At 65.9% G+C, this 19,691-nt stretch carries 15 protein-coding genes; 6 read left to right on the top strand and 9 right to left on the bottom strand.

The annotated features are described in order from the left end of the window. Window positions 1-10: 10 nt before the first annotated feature. Window positions 11-1,318, bottom strand: a complete 1,308-nt coding sequence (gene lplT / locus OKW43_RS24080; RefSeq protein ID WP_187633018.1) for a lysophospholipid transporter LplT — start codon at window positions 1,316-1,318, stop codon at window positions 11-13. 219 nt (window positions 1,319-1,537) lie between these two features. Here lplT and alr point away from each other — a divergent pair, with 219 nt between their 5' ends. The 3 genes from alr to OKW43_RS24065 all read left to right on the top strand — a co-directional run bounded on the left by alr (window position 1,538) and on the right by OKW43_RS24065 (window position 4,420). Next, on the top strand, window positions 1,538-2,608 hold the full coding sequence (gene alr / locus OKW43_RS24075; protein ID WP_187633017.1) for an alanine racemase: 1,071 nt from the start codon (window positions 1,538-1,540) through the stop codon (window positions 2,606-2,608). Window positions 2,609-2,611: 3 nt separating this feature from the next. Continuing rightward, the gene (radA, locus tag OKW43_RS24070) at window positions 2,612-3,988 is read left to right on the top strand and encodes a DNA repair protein RadA (RefSeq protein WP_187633016.1); all 1,377 of its coding nucleotides are present in this window, start codon (window positions 2,612-2,614) and stop codon (window positions 3,986-3,988) included. 153 nt (window positions 3,989-4,141) lie between these two features. After that, complete coding sequence (locus OKW43_RS24065) at window positions 4,142-4,420, top strand: DUF2866 domain-containing protein (protein WP_429450306.1); 279 nt, start codon at window positions 4,142-4,144, stop codon at window positions 4,418-4,420. Window positions 4,421-4,456: 36 nt separating this feature from the next. Here OKW43_RS24065 and OKW43_RS24060 read toward each other — a convergent pair whose 3' ends face one another. Further along, window positions 4,457-5,524: a CaiB/BaiF CoA transferase family protein gene (locus OKW43_RS24060; protein ID WP_429451772.1), complete on the bottom strand. Its 1,068-nt coding sequence runs from the start codon at window positions 5,522-5,524 to the stop codon at window positions 4,457-4,459. An 88-nt stretch (window positions 5,525-5,612) separates the two neighbouring features. Next, window positions 5,613-7,568, bottom strand: a complete 1,956-nt coding sequence (locus OKW43_RS24055; RefSeq protein WP_429450303.1) for an ATP-binding cassette domain-containing protein — start codon at window positions 7,566-7,568, stop codon at window positions 5,613-5,615. Between the two features lie 166 nt (window positions 7,569-7,734). On the opposite strand from OKW43_RS24055, the gene OKW43_RS24050 reads away from it, so the two are divergent. Beyond that, a complete protein-coding gene (locus OKW43_RS24050) occupies window positions 7,735-8,214 on the top strand; it encodes a glutathione peroxidase (protein WP_187633013.1) in 480 nt (159 codons plus the stop codon). 10 nt (window positions 8,215-8,224) lie between these two features. Here the strand turns inward: OKW43_RS24050 and cls are convergent, their stop codons facing one another. The 6 genes from cls to dapC form a co-directional block, all read right to left on the bottom strand. After that, window positions 8,225-9,712, bottom strand: coding sequence for a cardiolipin synthase (gene cls, locus OKW43_RS24045; protein WP_187633012.1), 1,488 nt, complete (start codon window positions 9,710-9,712; stop codon window positions 8,225-8,227). Window positions 9,713-9,913: 201 nt separating this feature from the next. Then, on the bottom strand, window positions 9,914-10,798 hold the full coding sequence (gene prmB / locus OKW43_RS24040) for a 50S ribosomal protein L3 N(5)-glutamine methyltransferase (RefSeq protein WP_187633011.1): 885 nt from the start codon (window positions 10,796-10,798) through the stop codon (window positions 9,914-9,916). 14 nt (window positions 10,799-10,812) lie between these two features. Beyond that, a complete protein-coding gene (gene dapE, locus OKW43_RS24035; RefSeq protein ID WP_187633010.1) occupies window positions 10,813-11,952 on the bottom strand; it encodes a succinyl-diaminopimelate desuccinylase in 1,140 nt (379 codons plus the stop codon). Window positions 11,953-12,093: 141 nt separating this feature from the next. After that, entirely contained in the window at window positions 12,094-12,459 is a 366-nt protein-coding gene (locus tag OKW43_RS24030) for an ArsC family reductase (protein WP_429450299.1), read from the bottom strand. After that, the gene (gene dapD, locus OKW43_RS24025; protein WP_429450297.1) at window positions 12,459-13,286 is read right to left on the bottom strand and encodes a 2,3,4,5-tetrahydropyridine-2,6-dicarboxylate N-succinyltransferase; all 828 of its coding nucleotides are present in this window, start codon (window positions 13,284-13,286) and stop codon (window positions 12,459-12,461) included. Before dapD ends, OKW43_RS24030 begins: the two co-directional genes overlap by 1 nt. 73 nt (window positions 13,287-13,359) lie before the next feature. Continuing rightward, a complete protein-coding gene (dapC, locus tag OKW43_RS24020) occupies window positions 13,360-14,580 on the bottom strand; it encodes a succinyldiaminopimelate transaminase (protein ID WP_429450295.1) in 1,221 nt (406 codons plus the stop codon). Between the two features lie 325 nt (window positions 14,581-14,905). Between dapC and OKW43_RS24015 the strand changes: the two genes are divergently transcribed. Then, window positions 14,906-15,943: a DMT family transporter gene (locus OKW43_RS24015; protein WP_187633006.1), complete on the top strand. Its 1,038-nt coding sequence runs from the start codon at window positions 14,906-14,908 to the stop codon at window positions 15,941-15,943. Between the two features lie 182 nt (window positions 15,944-16,125). Beyond that, on the top strand, window positions 16,126-19,644 hold the full coding sequence (gene smc, locus OKW43_RS24010; RefSeq protein ID WP_429450293.1) for a chromosome segregation protein SMC: 3,519 nt from the start codon (window positions 16,126-16,128) through the stop codon (window positions 19,642-19,644). Window positions 19,645-19,691 lie beyond the last annotated feature (47 nt).

The following is a 19,691-nucleotide window of genomic DNA, read 5'->3' as shown; positions in this document are numbered from 1 at the left end:
GCGCAGCCGGTCAGTGCTTGGCTTCGCCGATCAGCGCGACCGAGTCGAATGCGCGCTGGTTCGCCTGATGGCGCCGCATCACGAGCCACATCATCAGGCAGACGAAGGTGCCGAACAGCACGATCACCGCGGAGACCGGCACGTCGAGCCACACGAGCACCGCGTACAGGCATAGCATCACGAGCACCGACAGGTTCTCGTTGAAGTTCTGCACGGCGATCGAATGGCCCGCCGACAGCAGCACGTGCCCGCGATGCTGCAGCAGCGCATTCATCGGCACGACGAAAAAGCCCGACAGGCCGCCCACGAACATCAGGAAGATATACGCGAAAATCAGATAGCCCGCCACGTGCATGCGGCCAAAATAAACACCCCAGTGCGGGGGAAACAGATCGCGTGTGTAGAACGCCATCAGCATCACGGAGATACCCATCACGATGCCGACCGGCAATACCGACAGCGATTTTTTCAGCGGCACGCGCGAGGCCGCGAGAATCGCGCCGCCCGCGACGCCGACCGCGACCACCGCCTGCAAGATCGCCGCCTCGGACAGCGACATGTTCAGCGACACCTCGGCCCACTTCAGCACGATGAATTGCAGCGTCGCGCCCGCGCCCCAGAACAGCGTCGTCACGGCGAGCGAAATCTGTCCGAGCTTGTCGCGCCACAGCACGACAAAGCAGTCGGCGAAATCGGTGATCAGGCGGATCGGCCCGTGCTCCTGTCGCGGATAGCGCGCGCCGGTGTCGGGAATGCGCAGATTGAACAGCGCGGCGATCACGTACATGCCCATGATCACGAGCATCGCGGCTTCCGCGGGCGTGTTCACGCTGGGGATATGCCACCTGAGAATCGGCGCGGCGATATGTGGGCTGATCAGCGCACCGCCGAGCACCGTGCCGAGAATGATCGAGCCGACCGTGGTGCCTTCGATCCATCCGTTCGCGGCGACGAGCCGGTCAGGCGGCAACAGTTCGGTGAGAATGCCGTATTTGGCGGGCGAGTAGGCCGCCGCGCCGAAGCCGACGACGCCATACGCAAGGAGCGGATGCGCGCCGATCAGCATCGTCAGGCAGCCGACCACCTTGATCGTATTGGTGATGAACATCACGCGTCCTTTCGGACGGGAGTCGGCGAATGCGCCCACGAATGCGGCAAGAACGACGTACGACAGCACAAAAAACAGCTTGAGCAGCGGCGTCATCCAGTTCGGAGCGTGAAGATCTTTTAGCAGTGCGATAGCGGCGATCAGAAGCGCATTGTCGGCCAGCGACGAAAAAAACTGCGCGGCCATGATGGTGTAAAAACCTTTTTTCATCTGATGCGATGCTGTCCTCGCTGCGGTCTGTCCGCCCCGGCCGTTTGTCATACGTCCGGGCTTATGCCGATCGAAATGGGTTGTGCGCACGGCTTTATATCATGAAAATAGCTGTATTCGGACTAGCAGAATCCTTGATCGCACCGCCCAGCGGGCCGCCGAGCGCTGAAAACGCGCTGTAAGCCGCTGATTCGCAAAGTGTCTTTACGAAAAAATCCCATGCCGCGCCCCCTTTCCGCCACGATTCATACCGCTGCCCTCGCCAATAACCTCGCTGTCGCGCGCCGCTATGCGCCCAAATCGAAAGTCTGGGCCGTCGTCAAGGCCAATGCATACGGGCATGGCCTCGCTCGCGTGTTTCCGGGTTTGCGCGCTACCGACGGCTTTGGGTTGCTGGACCTCGAAGAAGCGGTGAAGTTGCGTGAATTGGGCTGGGCGGGCCCAATTCTTCTGCTGGAAGGCTTTTTCCGGCCGACCGATATCGACGTGATCGACCGCTACAGTCTGGCCACGGCGCTGCATTCGGACGAGCAGCTGCGCATGCTCGAAATGGCGCGTCTGTCGAAACCGGTCAACATCCAGTTGAAGATGAACACTGGCATGAACCGGCTCGGTTATACCGTCGAAAAATTCCGTGCCGCATGGGAGCGCGCGCGCGCCTGCCAGGGCGTCGGCCAGATCACGTTGATGACGCATTTTTCCGATGCCGATGGCGAACGCGGCGTCGCGCATCAGATGCAAGCGTTCGAGCGCGGCGCGCAAGGCATTGCCGGTGCGCGCAGTCTTGCGAATTCGGCAGCGACGCTGTGGCATCCGGAAGCGCATTTCGACTGGGTGCGCCCGGGCATCATTCTGTATGGCGCGTCGCCGTCCGGCGTGACGGCGGCCATCGACGGCACGGGCCTGCAGCCCGCGATGACACTCGCGTCGGAACTGATCGCGGTGCAGACGCTCGGCGAAGGCAGCTCGGTCGGCTACGGTTCGACGTTCACCGCGCGCGGGCCGATGCGCATCGGCGTGGTCGCGTGCGGTTACGCCGACGGCTATCCGCGCATCGCGCCGGAAGGCACGCCGGTGATCGTCGATGGCGTGCGCACGCGGATCGTTGGACGTGTGTCGATGGACATGCTGACCGTCGACCTGACCCCGGTGCCGACCGCCAACGTCGGTTCTCGCGTCGAACTGTGGGGCACCGCGCTGCCCATCGACGACGTCGCGCAGGCTTGCGGCACGATCGGCTATGAGCTGATGTGCGCAGTCGCGCCGCGTGTGCCGGTTCGCGCGGAGTAACGCGTGGCGAAAGCGAAGACGTTGTACATCTGCGGGGAATGCGGCGGTCAGTCACCGAAGTGGTCCGGGCAATGCCCGTCCTGTCAGGCGTGGAATACGCTCGTCGAATCTGTCGCCGAGGCGCCGTCCACGCACCGTTTCCAGTCGCTCGCGAAGAGTACGCCGGTACGGCGCCTCGCCGACCTCGAAGCGTCGGACGTGCCGCGCTTTTCCACCGGCGTCAGCGAATTCGACCGCGTGCTCGGCGGCGGCCTCGTGCCGGGCGGCGTGGTGCTGATCGGCGGCGATCCGGGCATCGGTAAATCGACGCTGTTGTTGCAATCACTCGCGGAAATCGCGGCGGACAAACGCGCGCTCTACATTAGCGGCGAAGAATCGGGGGCGCAGATCGCGTTGCGCGCACAACGGCTGGCGCTGCTCGAACCCGGCTCGAAGGCGAGCGAGCTGCAATTGCTCGCGGAAATCCAGCTCGAAAAAATTCAGGCGACGATCGCCGAGCAACGGCCCGACGTGGCCGTGATCGATTCGATCCAGACCGTCTATTCGGATGCCTTGACATCCGCACCGGGCTCGGTCGCGCAGGTGCGCGAGTGCGCGGCGCAACTCACGCGCATCGCCAAGCAGTCCGGCACCACGATGATCATGGTCGGTCACGTCACGAAAGAGGGCGCGCTCGCGGGTCCGCGCGTGCTCGAACATATCGTTGATACGGTGCTGTACTTCGAGGGCGACACGCACTCGTCGTACCGTCTCGTGCGCGCGATCAAGAACCGTTTCGGCGCGGTCAACGAACTTGGCGTATTCGCGATGACCGAGCGCGGCCTGCGCGGCGTCGCGAATCCGTCGGCGCTGTTTCTGTCGCAGCACGAGCAGTCGGTGTCGGGTTCGTGCGTGCTGGTCACGCAGGAGGGCACGCGGCCGCTGCTCGTGGAAGTGCAGGCGCTGGTCGATGCGGCCAACGCGCCGAATCCGCGACGCCTCGCGGTCGGACTCGAACAGAACCGCCTCGCGATGCTGCTCGCGGTGCTGCATCGGCATGCGGGCATCGCCTGTTTCGATCAGGACGTGTTTCTGAACGCGGTGGGCGGCGTGAAGATCTCCGAGCCGGCCGCCGACCTCGCGGTGCTGCTCGCGATCCATTCCTCGATGCGCAACAAGCCGCTGCCGAAGGGGCTCGTCGTGTTCGGCGAAGTCGGCCTTGCCGGCGAAATCCGGCCATCGCCGCGCGGGCAGGAGCGCCTGAAGGAAGCGGCCAAGCTCGGCTTCTCGGTCGCGGTGATTCCGAAGGCCAATGCGCCGAAACAGCCGATCGAAGGCTTACAGGTCGTTGCGGTCGAACGGATCGAACAGGCCATCGACCGCGTCCGCACGCTCGAATAGCCGGGGGTCCGGGCGGCTCGCGAGGATTTGGTACGCTTGCGCTCCCGTAATGCCCGGTAAAGGTATCCATGTTGGCTGTAACCTGGTCGCCATACCTTTTTTCTAAGCTGTAACGATATGCATCCCTTCTGATGCCCGAAAAAGGATCGCGCTTTGAAACAGCCATATGAAATCGCAGTCGAGTGTCACCTCCAGGTGCGCGGCTGCCGGGTCTCCGCACCGATTCATCAGCCTTGGGGCGGCGCCTGCCGGATCGTCGAATGGATCGACCCCGCGGGGCAGATTTCGCGGCGAGTGGTGGCAGAAGACGTGACGGCCGCGGAAGTGCGCGCCACGATCAGCCGCCACGTGGAAGGCCGCAAACACCTGCTGTACGACGACGAGAAGTCGCCGCGTCAAACGCTGCGGAGGCAGACGGTGACGCGGCGTTGACGGAGGTGCTGCCGCGCCGCGACTGCGCCATGTGCGTTAGAGCTCCGCGCTGCCGCCGTCGTCGTCTGCCGCGGCGGCGCTCGAGGCCGCCGCAGCATACGCGGGCGGATTGAACAGCGGATGCTGCGCCGCTTCGGCGGGCGTCAGCACCGGCGACACGCAGCAATCGAGCGATTCCAGCGATTCCACCCATTCGCCGAGCGTGCGCGTCGCGATCACATTGGCGAGCTCCTGAATGAGTGCCAGGGCATCGGGGCCGCCGATCGCCTGACCGAGGCTCCAGTGACGCGTCGCCCATTCGGGCCGATCGAGCGCCATGCACAGCCTTTCCCAGAACTTCAATTCGAGCGCGCCGACCGCGAGCCAGCGCTGATCGCTCGTGCGGTACAGGTTGTAGCAGGGCACGCCGCCGTTCAACAGACCGCTGCCCGCGGCGGGCGCCGCCCCTTCGTTGACCAGCGACACCTGCGCGACGAAGTTGTGCGCATAGCTCGTGTGCGTCATCGAAACATCGACGAAGCGGCCTGCCCCGCCACGCGCGACATGCCAGAGCGCGGCGAGAATCTGCGTGACCGCGCTCAATGCGCCGCCGAGCAGATCGGCGATCTGGAAGTTCGGCAGGATCGGCGCGCCGTCGCTGCTTGCCAGTTGGTCGAGCACGCCCGCATAGCCGATGTAGTTCAGATCATGTCCCGCATGATCCGCGAACGGACTGCTCGCACCGAATCCGCTGATCGCGCAATAGACGAGCCGCGGATTGGTTGCGCAAAGCGTCGCGTAACCGAGGCCGAGCCGCTCCATCACACCCGGCCGGAAGCTCTCGATCAGCACGTCGGCTTCGGCCGCGAGCGCGCGCAGCACGTGGCGTCCCGCTTCGGATTTGAGGTCGAGGCGGGTCTCGCGCTTGCCGCGATTGACCATCCGATAGAACGCGCCGGGCCGGCCCGCGACGCGATCGCTCGACGACTGCATCATCGTGCGCGTCGGATCGCCCGCGCCGGGCGCTTCGATCTTCAGCACATCGGCGCCGAGCTCGGCGAGGCGCAGTGCGGCCACCGGACCGGGCAGCAGGCGCGTGAGGTCGAGCACCCGCAGTCCTTGCAACGGCGGCGGCACCTCCGCGGCCGATGAGTTCGCAAATGACAAAGCCAAGCTCCCGTGGATGCCGGCGCGGCCCGGCTGCTGCGTGCCGCTAGCCGATCTGTTCGAGTTCCTCGTGCGTCTCGAGCCATTCGGCTTCGAGCGTGTCGAGGCGCGCGTTCACGTCTGCCTGACGGCGGATCGCCTCCGTCAGCTTGCTCTTGTGTTCCGGCTCGTAACTCGCGGAATCGGCGACGAATGCATCGAGCGTCGCTTTCTCCGCGTTGAGCGCGTCCATTTCCTTTTCGATCTTCGCGATGCGGCCTTGCAGCGGCTTTTTCAGATGCGCGAGCTTCTGCCGGGTTTCCGCTTCGAGGCGGCGCTGTTCCTTGCGATTGACGTTGCTGTCGGCGCCATTCGTGCCGTCGACAGATGCGCCTGGCGCGCCCGACGCATTCGCCTTCAGCGCGGCGCGCTGCTCGGCCGCATGCTGCAACAGCCAGTCGCGATAGTCATCGAGATCGCCGTCGAATTCCTGCAGACGATGCCTGGCGACCAGCATGAACTGATCGGTCGTCGCGCGCAGCAGGTGGCGGTCGTGCGACACCAGAATCAGCGTGCCTTCGAATTGCGCGAGCGCCATCGTCAGCGCGTGGCGCGTTTCGAGGTCGAGGTGGTTGGTCGGCTCGTCGAGCAGCAGCAGGTTCGGCTTCTGCCAGATGATCAGCGCGAGCGCGAGGCGTGCTTTCTCGCCGCCCGAGAATGGCGCGATCTTCGCGGTCGCCATGTCGCCGGAAAAGTTGAAGCTGCCGAGGAAGTCGCGTAGCTCCTGCTCGCGAGTATCGGGTGCGAGGCGCGCGAGGTGCTGCAACGGCGTGTCGTCCGGGCGCAGCGTTTCGAGCTGATGCTGCGCGAAGTAGCCGATGCGCAGACCCTTGCCTTCGCGTACGTGGCCGCTCAACGGTTCGAGCGTGCCCGCGAGCGTCTTGATCAGCGTCGACTTGCCCTGGCCGTTCGCGCCGAGCAGGCCGATGCGTTGACCGTTCTGGATCGACAGCACTACGCGCTCGACGATCGGAATCTCGCCGCCGTCTTCGGCGTGGTAGCCGCAGCGCACGTCTTCCATCACCATCATCGGATTCGGCGCGGAGTCGGGCGTACGGAACTCGAACGTGAACGGCGACGCGACGTGCGCGGGCGCGATCAACTCCATCTTCTCGAGCGCCTTCACCCGGCTTTGCGCCTGACGCGCCTTGGTGGCTTGCGCCTTGAAGCGGTTGATGTAGCTCTGCAGATGCGCGACCGTGCGTTGCTGCTTATCGTACGCGCTCTGTTGCAGCGCAATCTGCTGCGCGCGCAGCACTTCGAATTGCGAGTAATTGCCGCCGTAACGCCTGATCTGCTGCTGTTCCAGATGCAGCGTGACGTTGCAGACGGAATCGAGAAATTCGCGATCGTGCGAGATCACGATCAGCGTGCCCGCATAGCGATTCAGCCAGTCTTCGAGCCACACGATCGCGTCGAGGTCGAGGTGGTTGGTCGGTTCGTCGAGTAGCAGCAGGTCGGAGCGGCACATCAGCGCCTGCGCGAGATTCAGCCGCATGCGCCAGCCGCCCGAGAAGCTGCTGACCGGCTCGCGTGTCTGGTCGAGCGTGAAGCCGAGGCCGAGCAGCAGCGCTTCGGCTCGCGCCGGCGCGGTGTAGCCGTCGGCGTCCGCGAACGCCGCATGCGCTTCGGCTTCGGCCGCGCCGTCGTGCGCCGCGGAGGCGGCCGCGATGCGCGCCTCGATGTCGCGCAGCGCGGCGTCGCCGTCGAGCGTGTAGGCGAGCGCGGTTTTGGCGACGGCGGGCGTTTCCTGCGCGACGTGCGCGATGCGCCAGGTGGGCGGGATCGAGAAATCGCCGCCGTCCGCATGCAACTCGCCGAGCAGCACGGCGAACAGCGTCGACTTGCCCGCGCCGTTGGCGCCGATGAGGCCGGCTTTTTCACCGGGGTTCAACGTGAACGTGGTGTTGTCGAAAAGCGGCTTGGTGCCGCGCGCGAGGCTAAACTGATTGAAACGGATCACGACGTGGCCGGCTGAAGAAAACCGCTATTTTAGACTGCCGGGCGCGTTGCCGGGCGCGCGGCGCCGATTGCCCGTCTGTCACTTTGCGCGCAGCGGTCATCGGCCATCCGGACGACTGTATCGGCAGCGCTTTTGGCATAGACTGACGGCTTTCAGCGGAGGGCACATGACATCGATCTATTCGTTTTCGGCACGCACGCTCGGCGGCGAGGAAGCGAGTCTCGCGAAGTACCAGGGCAAGGTGATGCTGATCGTCAATACCGCGAGCGAATGCGGGTTCACGCCGCAGTACGCGGGCTTGCAGAAACTGTACGACGTGTACGCGGCGCGCGGGCTCGCGGTGCTCGGTTTTCCGTGCAACCAGTTCGGCAAGCAGGAGCCGGGCGACGCCGCGCAGATCGGCAGCTTCTGCGAGAAGAACTACGGCGTGACGTTTCCGATGTTCGACAAGATCGACGTGAACGGTCCGAACGCGCACCCGCTGTTCCGCTATCTGACGATTGAGGCGCCGGGGCTGCTTGGCCTCGAGGCAATCAAGTGGAATTTCACGAAGTTTCTGATCGGCCGCGACGGCAACGTCGTCAAGCGCTATGCGCCGCTGACCAAGCCCGAGGCGATCACCGGGGATATCGAAGCGCAGCTGTAAGCGGGTGCCCCTACAGGATCGGCGAAAAGAGTCGAGCGACGTGCATCAGCATGCGTCGCAGCGCGTTCGCCTTGCGGTACTCGTCGCGGTCGATTTCGCGCGACTCGGCGAAGTCGTCGAGCAGCATCGTTTCGACTTCGAGCGCGAAGCCGCGATCGACGGTCAGCACCATGATCTCGAAGTTCAGGCGAAACGAGCGGTTGTCGAGATTGGCGCTGCCGATCGCAGCCGCGCTGCTGTCGATCAGCACGACCTTCTGATGCAGGAAGCCCGGCTGATAGCGGAAAACGCGAATGCCCGCGCGCAGCGAGTCGTACGCATACAGTTTCGACGCCGCGAACACCACCCGGTGATCGCGCCGGCTCGGAATCAGGATGCGCACGTCGACGCCGCGCAGCGCCGCGAGCCGCAGCGCGGCGAACACGGCTTCGTCGGGCACGAGATAGGGCGTCGTGATCCAGATGCGTTCGCGCGCCGCGTTGATCGCTTCGACGAAGAACAGCGAGCAGGTCTCCTGCCTGTCGGCCGGGCCGCTCGGCAGCACCAGGCAGTGCATGTTGTTCGCGGCGCGTTCGTCGGCGCCGTGGTCGACGGGCTGCTCGACGCGCGGCTCGGCTGAATCAGCGGCCGGCACGTCGAACTTGGGCAACTTCTGCGTGGCCCAGTACCAGTCCTCGATAAACACGAACTGGATGCTTGCGACCGCCGGGCCGCGCACCTCGATATGGGTATCGCGCCATGGCGATAGCGGCGGCTTCGCGCCCAGATATTCGACACCGACGTTATGACCGCCGATAAACGCACGCTCGCCGTCGACCGACACGATCTTGCGGTGATTGCGGAAATTCAATTGCAGACGGTTGACGAAGCGGCGGTTCGTCGCGAACGGATGCGTCTCGATGCCGGCCGCGCGCAGCGCCGCGACGTAGCGGTGCGGCAGATCGAAGCTGCCGATGCTGTCGTACAGGAAGTAGACCCGCACGCCCTGTTGCGCTTTCGCGATCAGCGCGTCCTTCAGCATGCCGCCTAGCGCGTCGTCGCGCACGATGAAGAACTGCACGATCACATAGCGGCGCGCGTTCCCGATCGCATCGAAGATCGCCTCGAAAGTCGCCGTGCCGTTGACCAGCGTGCGCACGGTATTGCCGGGCAGGAACGGCATGCCGCCGAGGCGCGTCAGCGACTGCACGAGCCGCGAGCCGAGCTGCTGCGTCGGCACCCCGGCCGACGACGCCTGGGTGTCCCACAGCTGCGGATGCGCGCGCGTGCGCAACAGCTCGTTCTCGACGCGGCGCGCGTCCGCATAGCCGGCGAACTTGCTGCGGCCAAGGAACAGGTAGGGCACGAGCGTCAGATAAGGCATCGCGACCAGCGATACGGCCCACGCAATCGCGCCTTGCGAGGTGCGGGTATGGAGAATCGCGTGGGCGGCCGCGACGATGCCGAGAATATGGGCAACCACAACCAGCGTGCCGACATGAAGCAGGTCGAATGACATAAGCTCGCGAACGGTTGGCGAAGCGCCGTGGTTCAGGAAACGGAGGCGGGCATGGGCTCGCTCCGTGGTCTGCGGCGAACGCGTCGGGCAACGGGCTCAGGCTGCGGTTGCGGGCAAGGCCACGCGCTGTCGCGGCGATTGCTCGTAACCCTGCCTGAGAGACGCGCTTGAAACGTCGATCAAACGGACAGGATGCCGGACTCAGACCGGCAAGTCGCTGGCCTGAATCAGGAACACGTTGTCGTCGCCGGCGCTGGTCGACATCCACACGAGATCGAGACCGCCGAACGCCGCTTCGACGTGCTCGCGCTCGTTGCCGATCTCGATGACGAGCACGCCGTCTTCGGTCAGCCAGTTGCGCGCGTCGGCGATGATCCGGCGCACGACGTCCATGCCGTCCGCGCCGCCGGCGAGCGCCATCTCCGGCTCGTGCCTGTATTCGGCCGGCAGCTCCTGCATCGACGTGGCGTTCACGTACGGCGGATTGCTGATGATCACATCGTAGCGGCGCTCGGCGAGCGGCGCGTACAGATCGCCTTCGAACAGCGCGATGCGCTCGTCGAGGTGGTAGTCCAACACGTTGCGCGTCGCGACTTCGAGCGCGGGCGCGGACAGATCGACCGCGTCGACGTCGGCGTTGTGGAACGCGTGCGCGGCGAGAATCGCGAGACACCCGGAGCCGGTGCACAGTTCGAGCACCGCGCCGACCTGCTCGGGATCCTCGACGTACGGCTGCAGGCCGTCCTGCAGCAGCTCGCCGATGAACGAGCGCGGCACGATCACACGCTCGTCGACGTGGAAGCGATAGCCGTGCATCCACGCTTCCTGCGTGATGTACGCGGCCGGCACGCGGTCGGCCGCGCGCCGCTCGATCACCTTCAGCACCGCCTCGATTTCGGCCGTGGTCAGGCGCGCGTCGAGAAACGGCTCGAGCAGGTCGAGCGGCAGATGCAGCGTGTGCAGGATCAGATAGGCGGCTTCGTCGTAGGCATTGGCCGAGCCGTGGCCGAACGACAGTTTGGCCTCGCTAAAACGCGACACTGCATAACGCAGCAGGTCGCGCACGGTGCAAAAAGGAAGCGTCATCGCAAAGTTCCTGGTTACGCGATCAGTTGTTCGAGCACGCGGCGATACACGTTCTTCAGCGGCTCGATATGGGCGACTTCGATATGTTCGTCGATCTTGTGGATGCTCGCGTTCAGCGGACCGAACTCGATCACCTGCTCGCAGATGCGCGCGATGAAGCGGCCGTCCGACGTGCCGCCGGTGGTCGAGAGCTCGGTGTCGACGCCGGTCTCGTCCTTGATCGCCTGCGCGAGCGCGCTCGACAGCTCGCCACGCGGGGTGAGAAATGGCAGGCCGCTCACGGTCCATTGCAGTTCGTATTCGAGGCCGTGTCTGTCGAGAATCGCATGCACGCGCTTTTGCAGTCCTTCGACGGTGCTCGCGGTCGAGAAGCGGAAGTTGAACATCACGTCCGCATGGCCGGGGATCACGTTGGTCGCGCCGGCGCCGCTGTGGAGGTTCGACACCTGCCAGGTGGTCGGCGGGAAATATTCGTTGCCATCGTCCCAGCGCTCGGCGACGAGTTCGGCGAGCGCTGGCGCGAGCAGGTGCACCGGATTCTTCGCCAGATGCGGGTAGGCGATATGGCCTTGCACGCCGTTGACGATCAGCTTGCCCGACATCGAGCCGCGCCGGCCGTTCTTGACCATGTCGCCGAAACGCTCGCTCGAGGTCGGCTCGCCGACGATGCAGTAGTCCATGCGCTCGCCGCGCTGCTGCAATGCTTCGACGACCTTGACGGTGCCGTCGGTCGCGGGGCCTTCCTCGTCGCTCGTGATCAGGAACGCGATCGAGCCGCGGTGCCCGGGGTTCGCCGCCACGAACTCCTCGCTCGCGACGACGAAGCCGGCGATCGACGCCTTCATGTCCGCCGCGCCGCGGCCGTACAGCTTGCCGTCGCGCCGGGTCGGCTCGAACGGCGCCGATTGCCACTGTTCGAGCGGGCCGGTCGGTACCACGTCGGTGTGGCCGGCGAACGCGAGCAGCTTGCCCCGCGTGCCGTCGACGCCGCGTTTGACGGCCCACAGGTTGGTCACGCCGTTGGATTCGATCGTTTCGTGCTCGAAGCCGAGCGCGGCCAGGCGCTCGATCAAGAGACGCTGGCAATGCTGGTCGTCGGGCGTCACGGACGCGCGCGCGATCAGTTGTTCGGTAAGGGCGAGGGTGCCGGGCATGGATTCAGTACAAGCCATTTTGAAATGAAAAAATGCCGGCTCGCGGTGACGCACCGCAGCCGGCAACAGCCTTTGAACGACGCGGCGCGAGGCCGCGCGTTTTGCAACCTTGTGCTCGAGCCTGGCGCTTCGGCGTTGCGCTCAGGCAAACAGCGCCGCGTACTCGTCCGCGGAAAAACCGAGCGACTTCACGCGCCCGTTCACGACGAGCACCGGCCGCTTGATGACCGACGGCTTGTGAATCATCAGCGCGATCGCGCCCGGCTGCGTTTCCGCAGCCGCCTTCATGTCGTCGGACAGCGCGCGCCAGGTCGTGCCGCGGCGGTTCAGCAGCGCGTCGAGCTGGACGTCCTTGAGCCAGTCCTGCACGAGCGGCACGGTCACGCCGGCCTTCTTGAAGTCGTGAAACTCGAACTCGACGCCGTGCTCTTCGAGCCACACGCGCGCCTTCTTCACGGTATCGCAGTTCGGAATGCCGTAGACGACGGTTTTGGTGCCGCGCGCCATCAGTCGCCTCGCAGCAACTCGTTCAGGCCGACCTTCGCGCGCGTCTTCGCGTCGACCTTCTTGACGATGACCGCGCAGTACAGGCTGTGCGTGCCGTCCTTCGACGGCAGGTTGCCCGCTACCACGACCGAGCCCGCCGGAATGCGGCCGTACGTGACTTCGCCGGTTTCACGGTCGTAGATCTTGGTGCTCTGGCCGAGGTACACGCCCATCGAGATCACCGAGTTTTCCTCGACGATCACGCCTTCGACGACTTCCGAGCGCGCGCCGATGAAGCAGTTGTCTTCGATGATGACCGGGTTCGCCTGCAGCGGCTCCAGCACGCCGCCGATGCCGACGCCGCCCGACAGGTGCACGTTCTTGCCGATCTGCGCGCACGAGCCGACGGTCGCCCACGTGTCGACCATCGTGCCTTCGTCGACGTACGCGCCGATGTTCGTGTACGACGGCATCAGCACGACGTTCTTCGCGATGAACGAGCCGCGGCGCGCGATCGCGGGCGGCACCACGCGGAAGCCGCCGGCGGCGAAGTCTTCAGCGGTGTAATTCGCGAACTTCGACGGCACCTTGTCGTAGAACTGGCTATAGCCGCCGGCCGGCATCGGCGCGTTGTCCTCGAGGCGGAACGACAGCAGCACGGCCTTCTTCAGCCATTGGTTGACGACCCACTCGCCGTCCTTCTTTTCGGCGACGCGCAGCGCGCCCTTATCGAGTTGCTCGATCGCGTGGGCGACGGCTTCGCGCACTTCGGCCGGCGCGGCTTTCGGCGACAACTCGGCGCGGTTGTCCCAGGCGGTATCGATGATGCTCTGAAGTTGTTGCGACATATGCGTGATTTTCTGAAGAGTTGAAGTCTGAAGAAGGGGATGCCGTGCGGCTCGAGCGAGGCTCAGGCAGCACTCAGTTCACGCTGAGCGAACGGCAGAATTCGACGATCCGCTGCGCGCCCGCCGTGCATTCGTCGACGTCGGCGACGAGCGCGAGGCGCACGAAATTGCGGCCGGGGTTCACGCCGTGCGCGGTGCGCGCGAGGAACGAGCCCGGCAGAACCGTCACATTATAGTCGGCGTAAAGGCGCTGGGCGAACTCGGTGTCCGTGAGGCCGGTGCGCTCGACGTTGGCCCACAGGTAGAACGCGGCGTCGGGCAGGCGCACGTCGAGCACGTCGGCAAGCATCGGCGTGACGGTCGTGAATTTCCGCAGGTACTTCGCGCGGTTTTCGCGCACGTGCGTCTCGTCGCTCCACGCGACCGCGCTCGCGCTTTGGAACACCGTCGAGAGCGCCGCGCCGTGGTACGTGCGGTACAGCAGGAACGCCTTGAGAATCGCGGCGTCGCCGGCGACGAAGCCCGAGCGCATGCCCGGCACGTTCGAGCGCTTCGACAGGCTCGACAGCATGACGAGGCGCTCGAAGCCGCGTCCGAGCTTGTGCGCGGCTTCGAGGCCGCCGAGCGGCGGCTTCGATTCGTCGAAGTAGATTTCCGAGTAGCACTCATCCGATGCGATCACGAAGCCGTAGCGGTCCGACAGCGCGAACAGCTCGCGCCAGTCGTCGAGCGTCAGCACGGCGCCAGTCGGGTTGCCCGGCGAGCAGACGTACAGCAGTTGGGTGCGGGCCCAGACCTCGGCGGGCACCGCCGAGTAGTCGCACGCGAAGTTGCGCGCCGGGTCGCTGTTGACGAAGTAGGGCTGCGCGCCACCGAGCAGCGCCGCGCCTTCGTAGATTTGGTAGAACGGGTTCGGACAGAGTACGATCGCAGGCTCACTGTCGGCATCGCGGCGCGGATCGAGCACCGTCTGCGCAAGCGCGAACAGCGCCTCGCGCGAGCCCGACACCGGCAGCACTTCAGTGAGCGGATCGAGCGGCGGCAGGTCGTAGCGTTGCGTGACCCATTTCGCGATCGACTCGCGCAGCGGCGCCGAGCCGAGCGTGGCCGGATACGCGGCGAGGCCGCCGAGCGAATCGATGACGGCCTCGCGGATCAGCGGCGGGGTTGGATGTTTCGGCTCGCCGATGCCGAAGCTGATGTGCGCGAGGCCGGCCGGCGGCGTGACGTCCTTGAAAAGCAGGCGCAGCTTTTCGAACGGATAGGGCTGAAGGGAGTCGAGTAGCGGATTCACGGACGAAATGGCCTGATCGGGATGGACGCGGACGAATGGCGGGACAGCCGGGCGACAACCCGGCGACAACCGGGCACGCGCGCCGGCGGGCGGCGGCGAGCGGACGATTATAGCGTGGCGCGCCCGCGGACCAGGCCGGAGCTTGCGGCGCGGCGCGGCAACAATCCGCCAGGCGGCGCACTGAGGCGCCGCAGCGGGAACGGCGCGAATCCCCCACGGTTCGCGCAACAGAATACGCAGGAGCAGCAATGTACGCAGCATTTCGGGAGACGGCCGGCTGGAACCTCATACGACCCGCCCACGACGCCCGCCGGAGCCTTGGCCGATGACCAACTGGCTTCGCAACGGCTGGCCGACACTTGCCATCATGCTGGGCGCGTCGGTCTGGGGGATGGTGTGGTATCCGCTGCGGATGCTCGCCGCGCTGGGCGTGACCGGCACGGCCGCGAGCGCGCTCACGAGCGGCACCGGCTGCCTGTTCGTGCTGCTGGTGCGGCGCCGCGCGGTGAAGACCGTGCGTTGGCACTGGCTGCTGCCGGCGCTCGCGCTCGCCGCGGGCGTCACGAATCTCGGTTTCGTATGGGGCGCGATCCACGGTCAGGTGATGCGCGTGCTGCTGCTGTTCTATCTGACGCCCGCCTGGACCGCGCTGTTCGCGCATTTCATCCTGCACGAACGGCTCACGTGGTCGGGCGCGGCGCTGGCCGCACTGTCGCTCGCGGGCGCGATGACGATGCTGTGGTCGCCGCGGCTCGGCATCCCGGTGCCCGGTAATCCCGCCGAATGGGCCGGTCTGGCCGGCGGCATGGGCTTCGCGATGAGCAATGTACTGATCCTGAAGACGAGCCGCATGCTGCCGGACATGAAGCCCGAAATGCGCACCGCGGCGGTCTTCGGCGGCGCGGCGCTGTTGGGCGCGCTCGCGTCGCTGTTCGAGCCGATGCCCGCGCCGCCCGTCGGCGCGCATCTGGGCACCGCGGCTCTGCTCGTGCTCGGTCTCGGTCTGCTGCTCGCGTCGAACAACATGCTCGTGCAGTACGGGCTCTCGCGCGTGCCCGCCAATCGCGCGTCGATCATCATGCTGTTCGAACTCGTCGTGACGGCGCTGTCGGCGTGGCTGTTCGCCGGCGAAATACCGGGGCCGCGCGAATGGGCGGGAGGCGCGTGCATCGTGCTCGCGTCGGCATTGTCGAGCTGGGTGCATCGCACGAAGACGGTGCCCCCCGATCCCGCGATCGGGGACCCGGACCCGCCCGGCGAGCGCGACGGCGGCGAGGGCGGACACGGCAGCGGGCACGGCCGTGACGGCGACGGTGACGACCACCATCAGGGCGGTAAAAATCGTCCACGCGCGATGGTATGATGGCCCCTCATTAGCCGGCGCATGCGCACCTGGTGTGGCTCGAATACGCATCAGCGCACGCAGCCGGCGAGCAAATTGCGAAGGCTCGCGAGGTTGCGTGGGCCGTCCCGCCGCGGCGGTGAACGACTGGCGCAACCTCGCGAGCCACCTATCACTCTCTCTTTCCAAACAGCGAAATCGCCGTGCGTCTCACCTCGATCAAACTCGCTGGTTTCAAATCCTTCGTCGATCCCACGCATTTCCAGGTCCCCGGCCAGTTGGTTGGCGTGGTCGGACCGAACGGGTGCGGCAAATCCAACATCATCGACGCCGTGCGCTGGGTGCTCGGCGAATCGCGCGCATCCGAATTGCGCGGCGAATCGATGCAGGACGTGATCTTCAACGGCTCGACCGCCCGCAAGCCCGGTAGCCGCGCGAGCGTCGAACTCGTGTTCGACAACGCCGACGGCCGCGCCGCCGGCCAGTGGGGCCAGTATGCGGAGATCGCGGTCAAGCGCGTGCTGACGCGCGACGGCACGTCGAGCTACTACATCAATAATCTACCGGCGCGGCGCCGCGACATCCAGGACATCTTTCTCGGCACCGGCCTCGGGCCGCGCGCGTACGCGATCATCGGGCAGGGCATGATTGCGCGGCTGATCGAGGCGAAGCCCGAAGAGCTGCGCGTGTTCCTCGAAGAAGCCGCCGGCGTGTCGAAGTACAAGGAACGCCGCCGCGAGACCGAGAACCGTTTGCACGACACGCGCGAGAACCTGACGCGCGTCGAGGACATCGTCCGCGAACTCGGCGCGAATCTCGAGAAGCTGGAGGGGCAGGCGGTCGTCGCGACGCGTTATCGCGAGCTGCAAGGCGACGGCGAGGAAAAGCAGCGTCTGTTGTGGCTGTTGCGAAAGAACGAGGCGGCTGGTGAGCAGCAGCGCCAGCAGCGCGCGATCGAACAGGCGCAGATCGACCTCGAAGCGCAAACCGCGAAGCTGCGCGAAGTCGAGGCGGAACTCGAAACGCTGCGCGTCGCGCACTATTCGGCGAGCGACGCGATGCAGGGCGCGCAGGGCGCGCTGTACGAAGCGAACGCCGAAGTGAGCCGGCTGGAAGCCGAGATCCGCTTCATCGTCGAATCGCGCAACCGCGTGCAGGCGCAGATCGCCGCGCTGACGGCGCAGCGCGAGCAGTGGCAGTCGCAGGCCGACAAGGCGCAGGACGATATCGCCGACGTCGAAGAGCAACTGGCGGTCGCCGAAGAAAAAGCCGTGCTCGCCGAAGACGCCGCCGCCGCGAAGCACGATGCGCTGCCCGCGCTGGAAGCGCGCTGGCGCGACGCCCAGGCGGAGCTGAACACCGAACGCGGCGGCATCGCGCAGACCGAGCAGGCACTGAAGCTCGAAGCCGCGCATCAGCGCAATGCCGATCAGCAGTTGCAGCAACTGCAGCAGCGCCATGAGCGGCTGAAATCGGAAGAGGGCGGCCTCGACGCGCCCGACGAAGCGCAGCTCGAGGCGTTGCGCATGCAGCTCGCCGAGCACGAGGCAATCCTTAACGACGCACAGGGACGCCTCACCGATGCGCAGGAAGCGCTGCCGCGGCTCGACGGCGAACGCCGCGTCGCGCAGGAGCGCGTGCAGGCCGAAAGCGCGCAGATCCATCAGCTCGACGCGCGCCTCGCCGCGCTCAAGCAGTTGCAGGAAAACGTGCAGACCGAAGGCAAGATCCAGCCGTGGCTCGACAAGCACGAGCTGGGCAGCCTGCCGCGTTTGTGGAAGAAGCTGCATGTCGAGGCTGGTTGGGAAACCGCGCTCGAAGCGGTGCTGCGTGAGCGCCTCGCCGCGCTCGAAGTGTCGAATCTCGACTGGGTCAAGGCGTTCGCGACCGACGCGCCACCGGCCAAGCTCGCGTTCTACGCGCCGCCCGCGGCCGCTCTGCCGGCCCCGGCGGCAGGCGCGCTGCGCTCGCTGCTGTCGCTCGTGCACATCGAAGACGCGGGCATCCGCGCGGTGCTGACCGACTGGCTCGGCCTCGCGTTCGTCGCCGACGATCTGCAGCAGGCGCTTTCGATGCGCGCGCAGCTGCCCGAGGGCGGCGCGTTCGTCGTAAAGGCGGGGCACGTGGTCACGCGCGTCGGCGTGCAGTTGTATGCGGCCGATTCCGAGCAGGCAGGCATGCTCGCGCGTCAGCAGGAAATCGAAAACCTCGGCCGCCAGGTGCGCGCGCAGGCCTTGCTCGCCGACGAGGCGAAGGCCGCCGCGATCCGCGCCGAAGCCGCGCACACGCACGCCGCGCAGGCGCTCGCCGAGATGCGCCAGCAGGCCGAACGCGCGACGCAGCGGGTGCACGCGTTGCAGATGGATGTGCTGAAGCTGAGCCAGGCGCACGAACGTTACACGCAGCGCAGCACGCAGATTCGCGAGGAACTCGAAGAGATCGCCGCGCAGATCGACGAACAGCGGGCGCTGCGCGCCGAATCGGAAGCGAACTTCGAGCGTCACGACGGCGAACTCGCCGAACTGCAGGCGCGCTTCGAAGACCACCAGCTCGCCTTCGAATCGCTCGACGAAGAACTGACGACCGCCCGCGGCGGCGCGCGCGATCTCGATCGCGCCGCCACCGACGCGCGCTTCGCCGCGCGCAACATGGCGAACCGCATCGACGAATTGAAGCGCAGCATCCAGGTCGCGCACGAGCAGAGCGAGCGCGTCGCGGGCGCGCTCGAAGACGCGCGCGCCGAACTGGAAACGATCAACCAGCAGACCGCGCACACCGGTCTGCAGGACGCGCTCGACATCCGCGCCGTGAAAGAAGAGGCGCTGCGCGCCGCGCGCGTCGAGCTCGACGACCTGACCGCGAAGCTGCGCTCGGCCGACGAAACGCGCCTCACCGCCGAGCGCGCACTGCAGCCGCTGCGCGACCGCATCAATGAATTGCAGTTGAAAGAGCAGGCCGCGCGCATCAACGGCGAGCAGTTCGTCGAGCAGTTGAGCGCGGCCGGTGTCGATGAAGCCGAGCTGCAAGCCAAGCTGACGCCGGACATGAAGCCGTCGTACCTGCAAGGCGAAGTCACGCGTATCAACAACGCCATCATCGCGCTCGGGCCGGTGAACATGGCCGCGCTCGACGAGCTGAAGGCCGCGACCGAGCGCAAGAGCTTCCTCGATTCGCAGTCGGCCGATCTGACGAGCGCGATCGACACGCTGGAAGACGCGATCCGCAAGATCGACGCCGAAACGCGCACGCTGCTGCAAAGCACGTTCGACGAAGTGAACCGTCATTTCGGCGAGCTGTTCCCGCGTCTGTTTGGTGGCGGCCAGGCGAAGCTGATCATGACCGGCGACGAAATCCTGGACGCCGGCGTGCAGGTGATGGCGCAGCCGCCGGGCAAGAAGAATTCGACGATTCACCTGCTGTCGGGCGGTGAGAAAGCGCTGACCGCGACCGCACTCGTGTTCGCGATGTTCCAGTTGAATCCCGCGCCGTTCTGCCTGCTCGACGAAGTGGACGCGCCGCTCGACGACGCCAACACCGAGCGTTTTGCGAATCTGGTACGGGCGATGTCGGACAAAACCCAGTTCCTGTTCATCTCGCACAACAAGATCGCGATGGAGATGGCGCAGCAGCTGATCGGCGTGACGATGCAGGAGCAGGGTGTTTCGCGGATCGTCGCGGTCGACATGGAAACGGCGGCGGGTTTCGCCCAGAATATCGTTTGAGTTAACGCCTTCGCGGGCATCCGCATCCACCGCAGCGGCCTGATCGC

It is taken from the genome of Paraburkholderia sp. WC7.3g, assembly GCF_050436345.1.
GTDB classification, from domain to species: domain Bacteria; phylum Pseudomonadota; class Gammaproteobacteria; order Burkholderiales; family Burkholderiaceae; genus Paraburkholderia; species Paraburkholderia podalyriae.
Note: the sequence above shows the minus strand (reverse complement) of the source record. Positions and strands in the feature narration are given on the sequence as shown.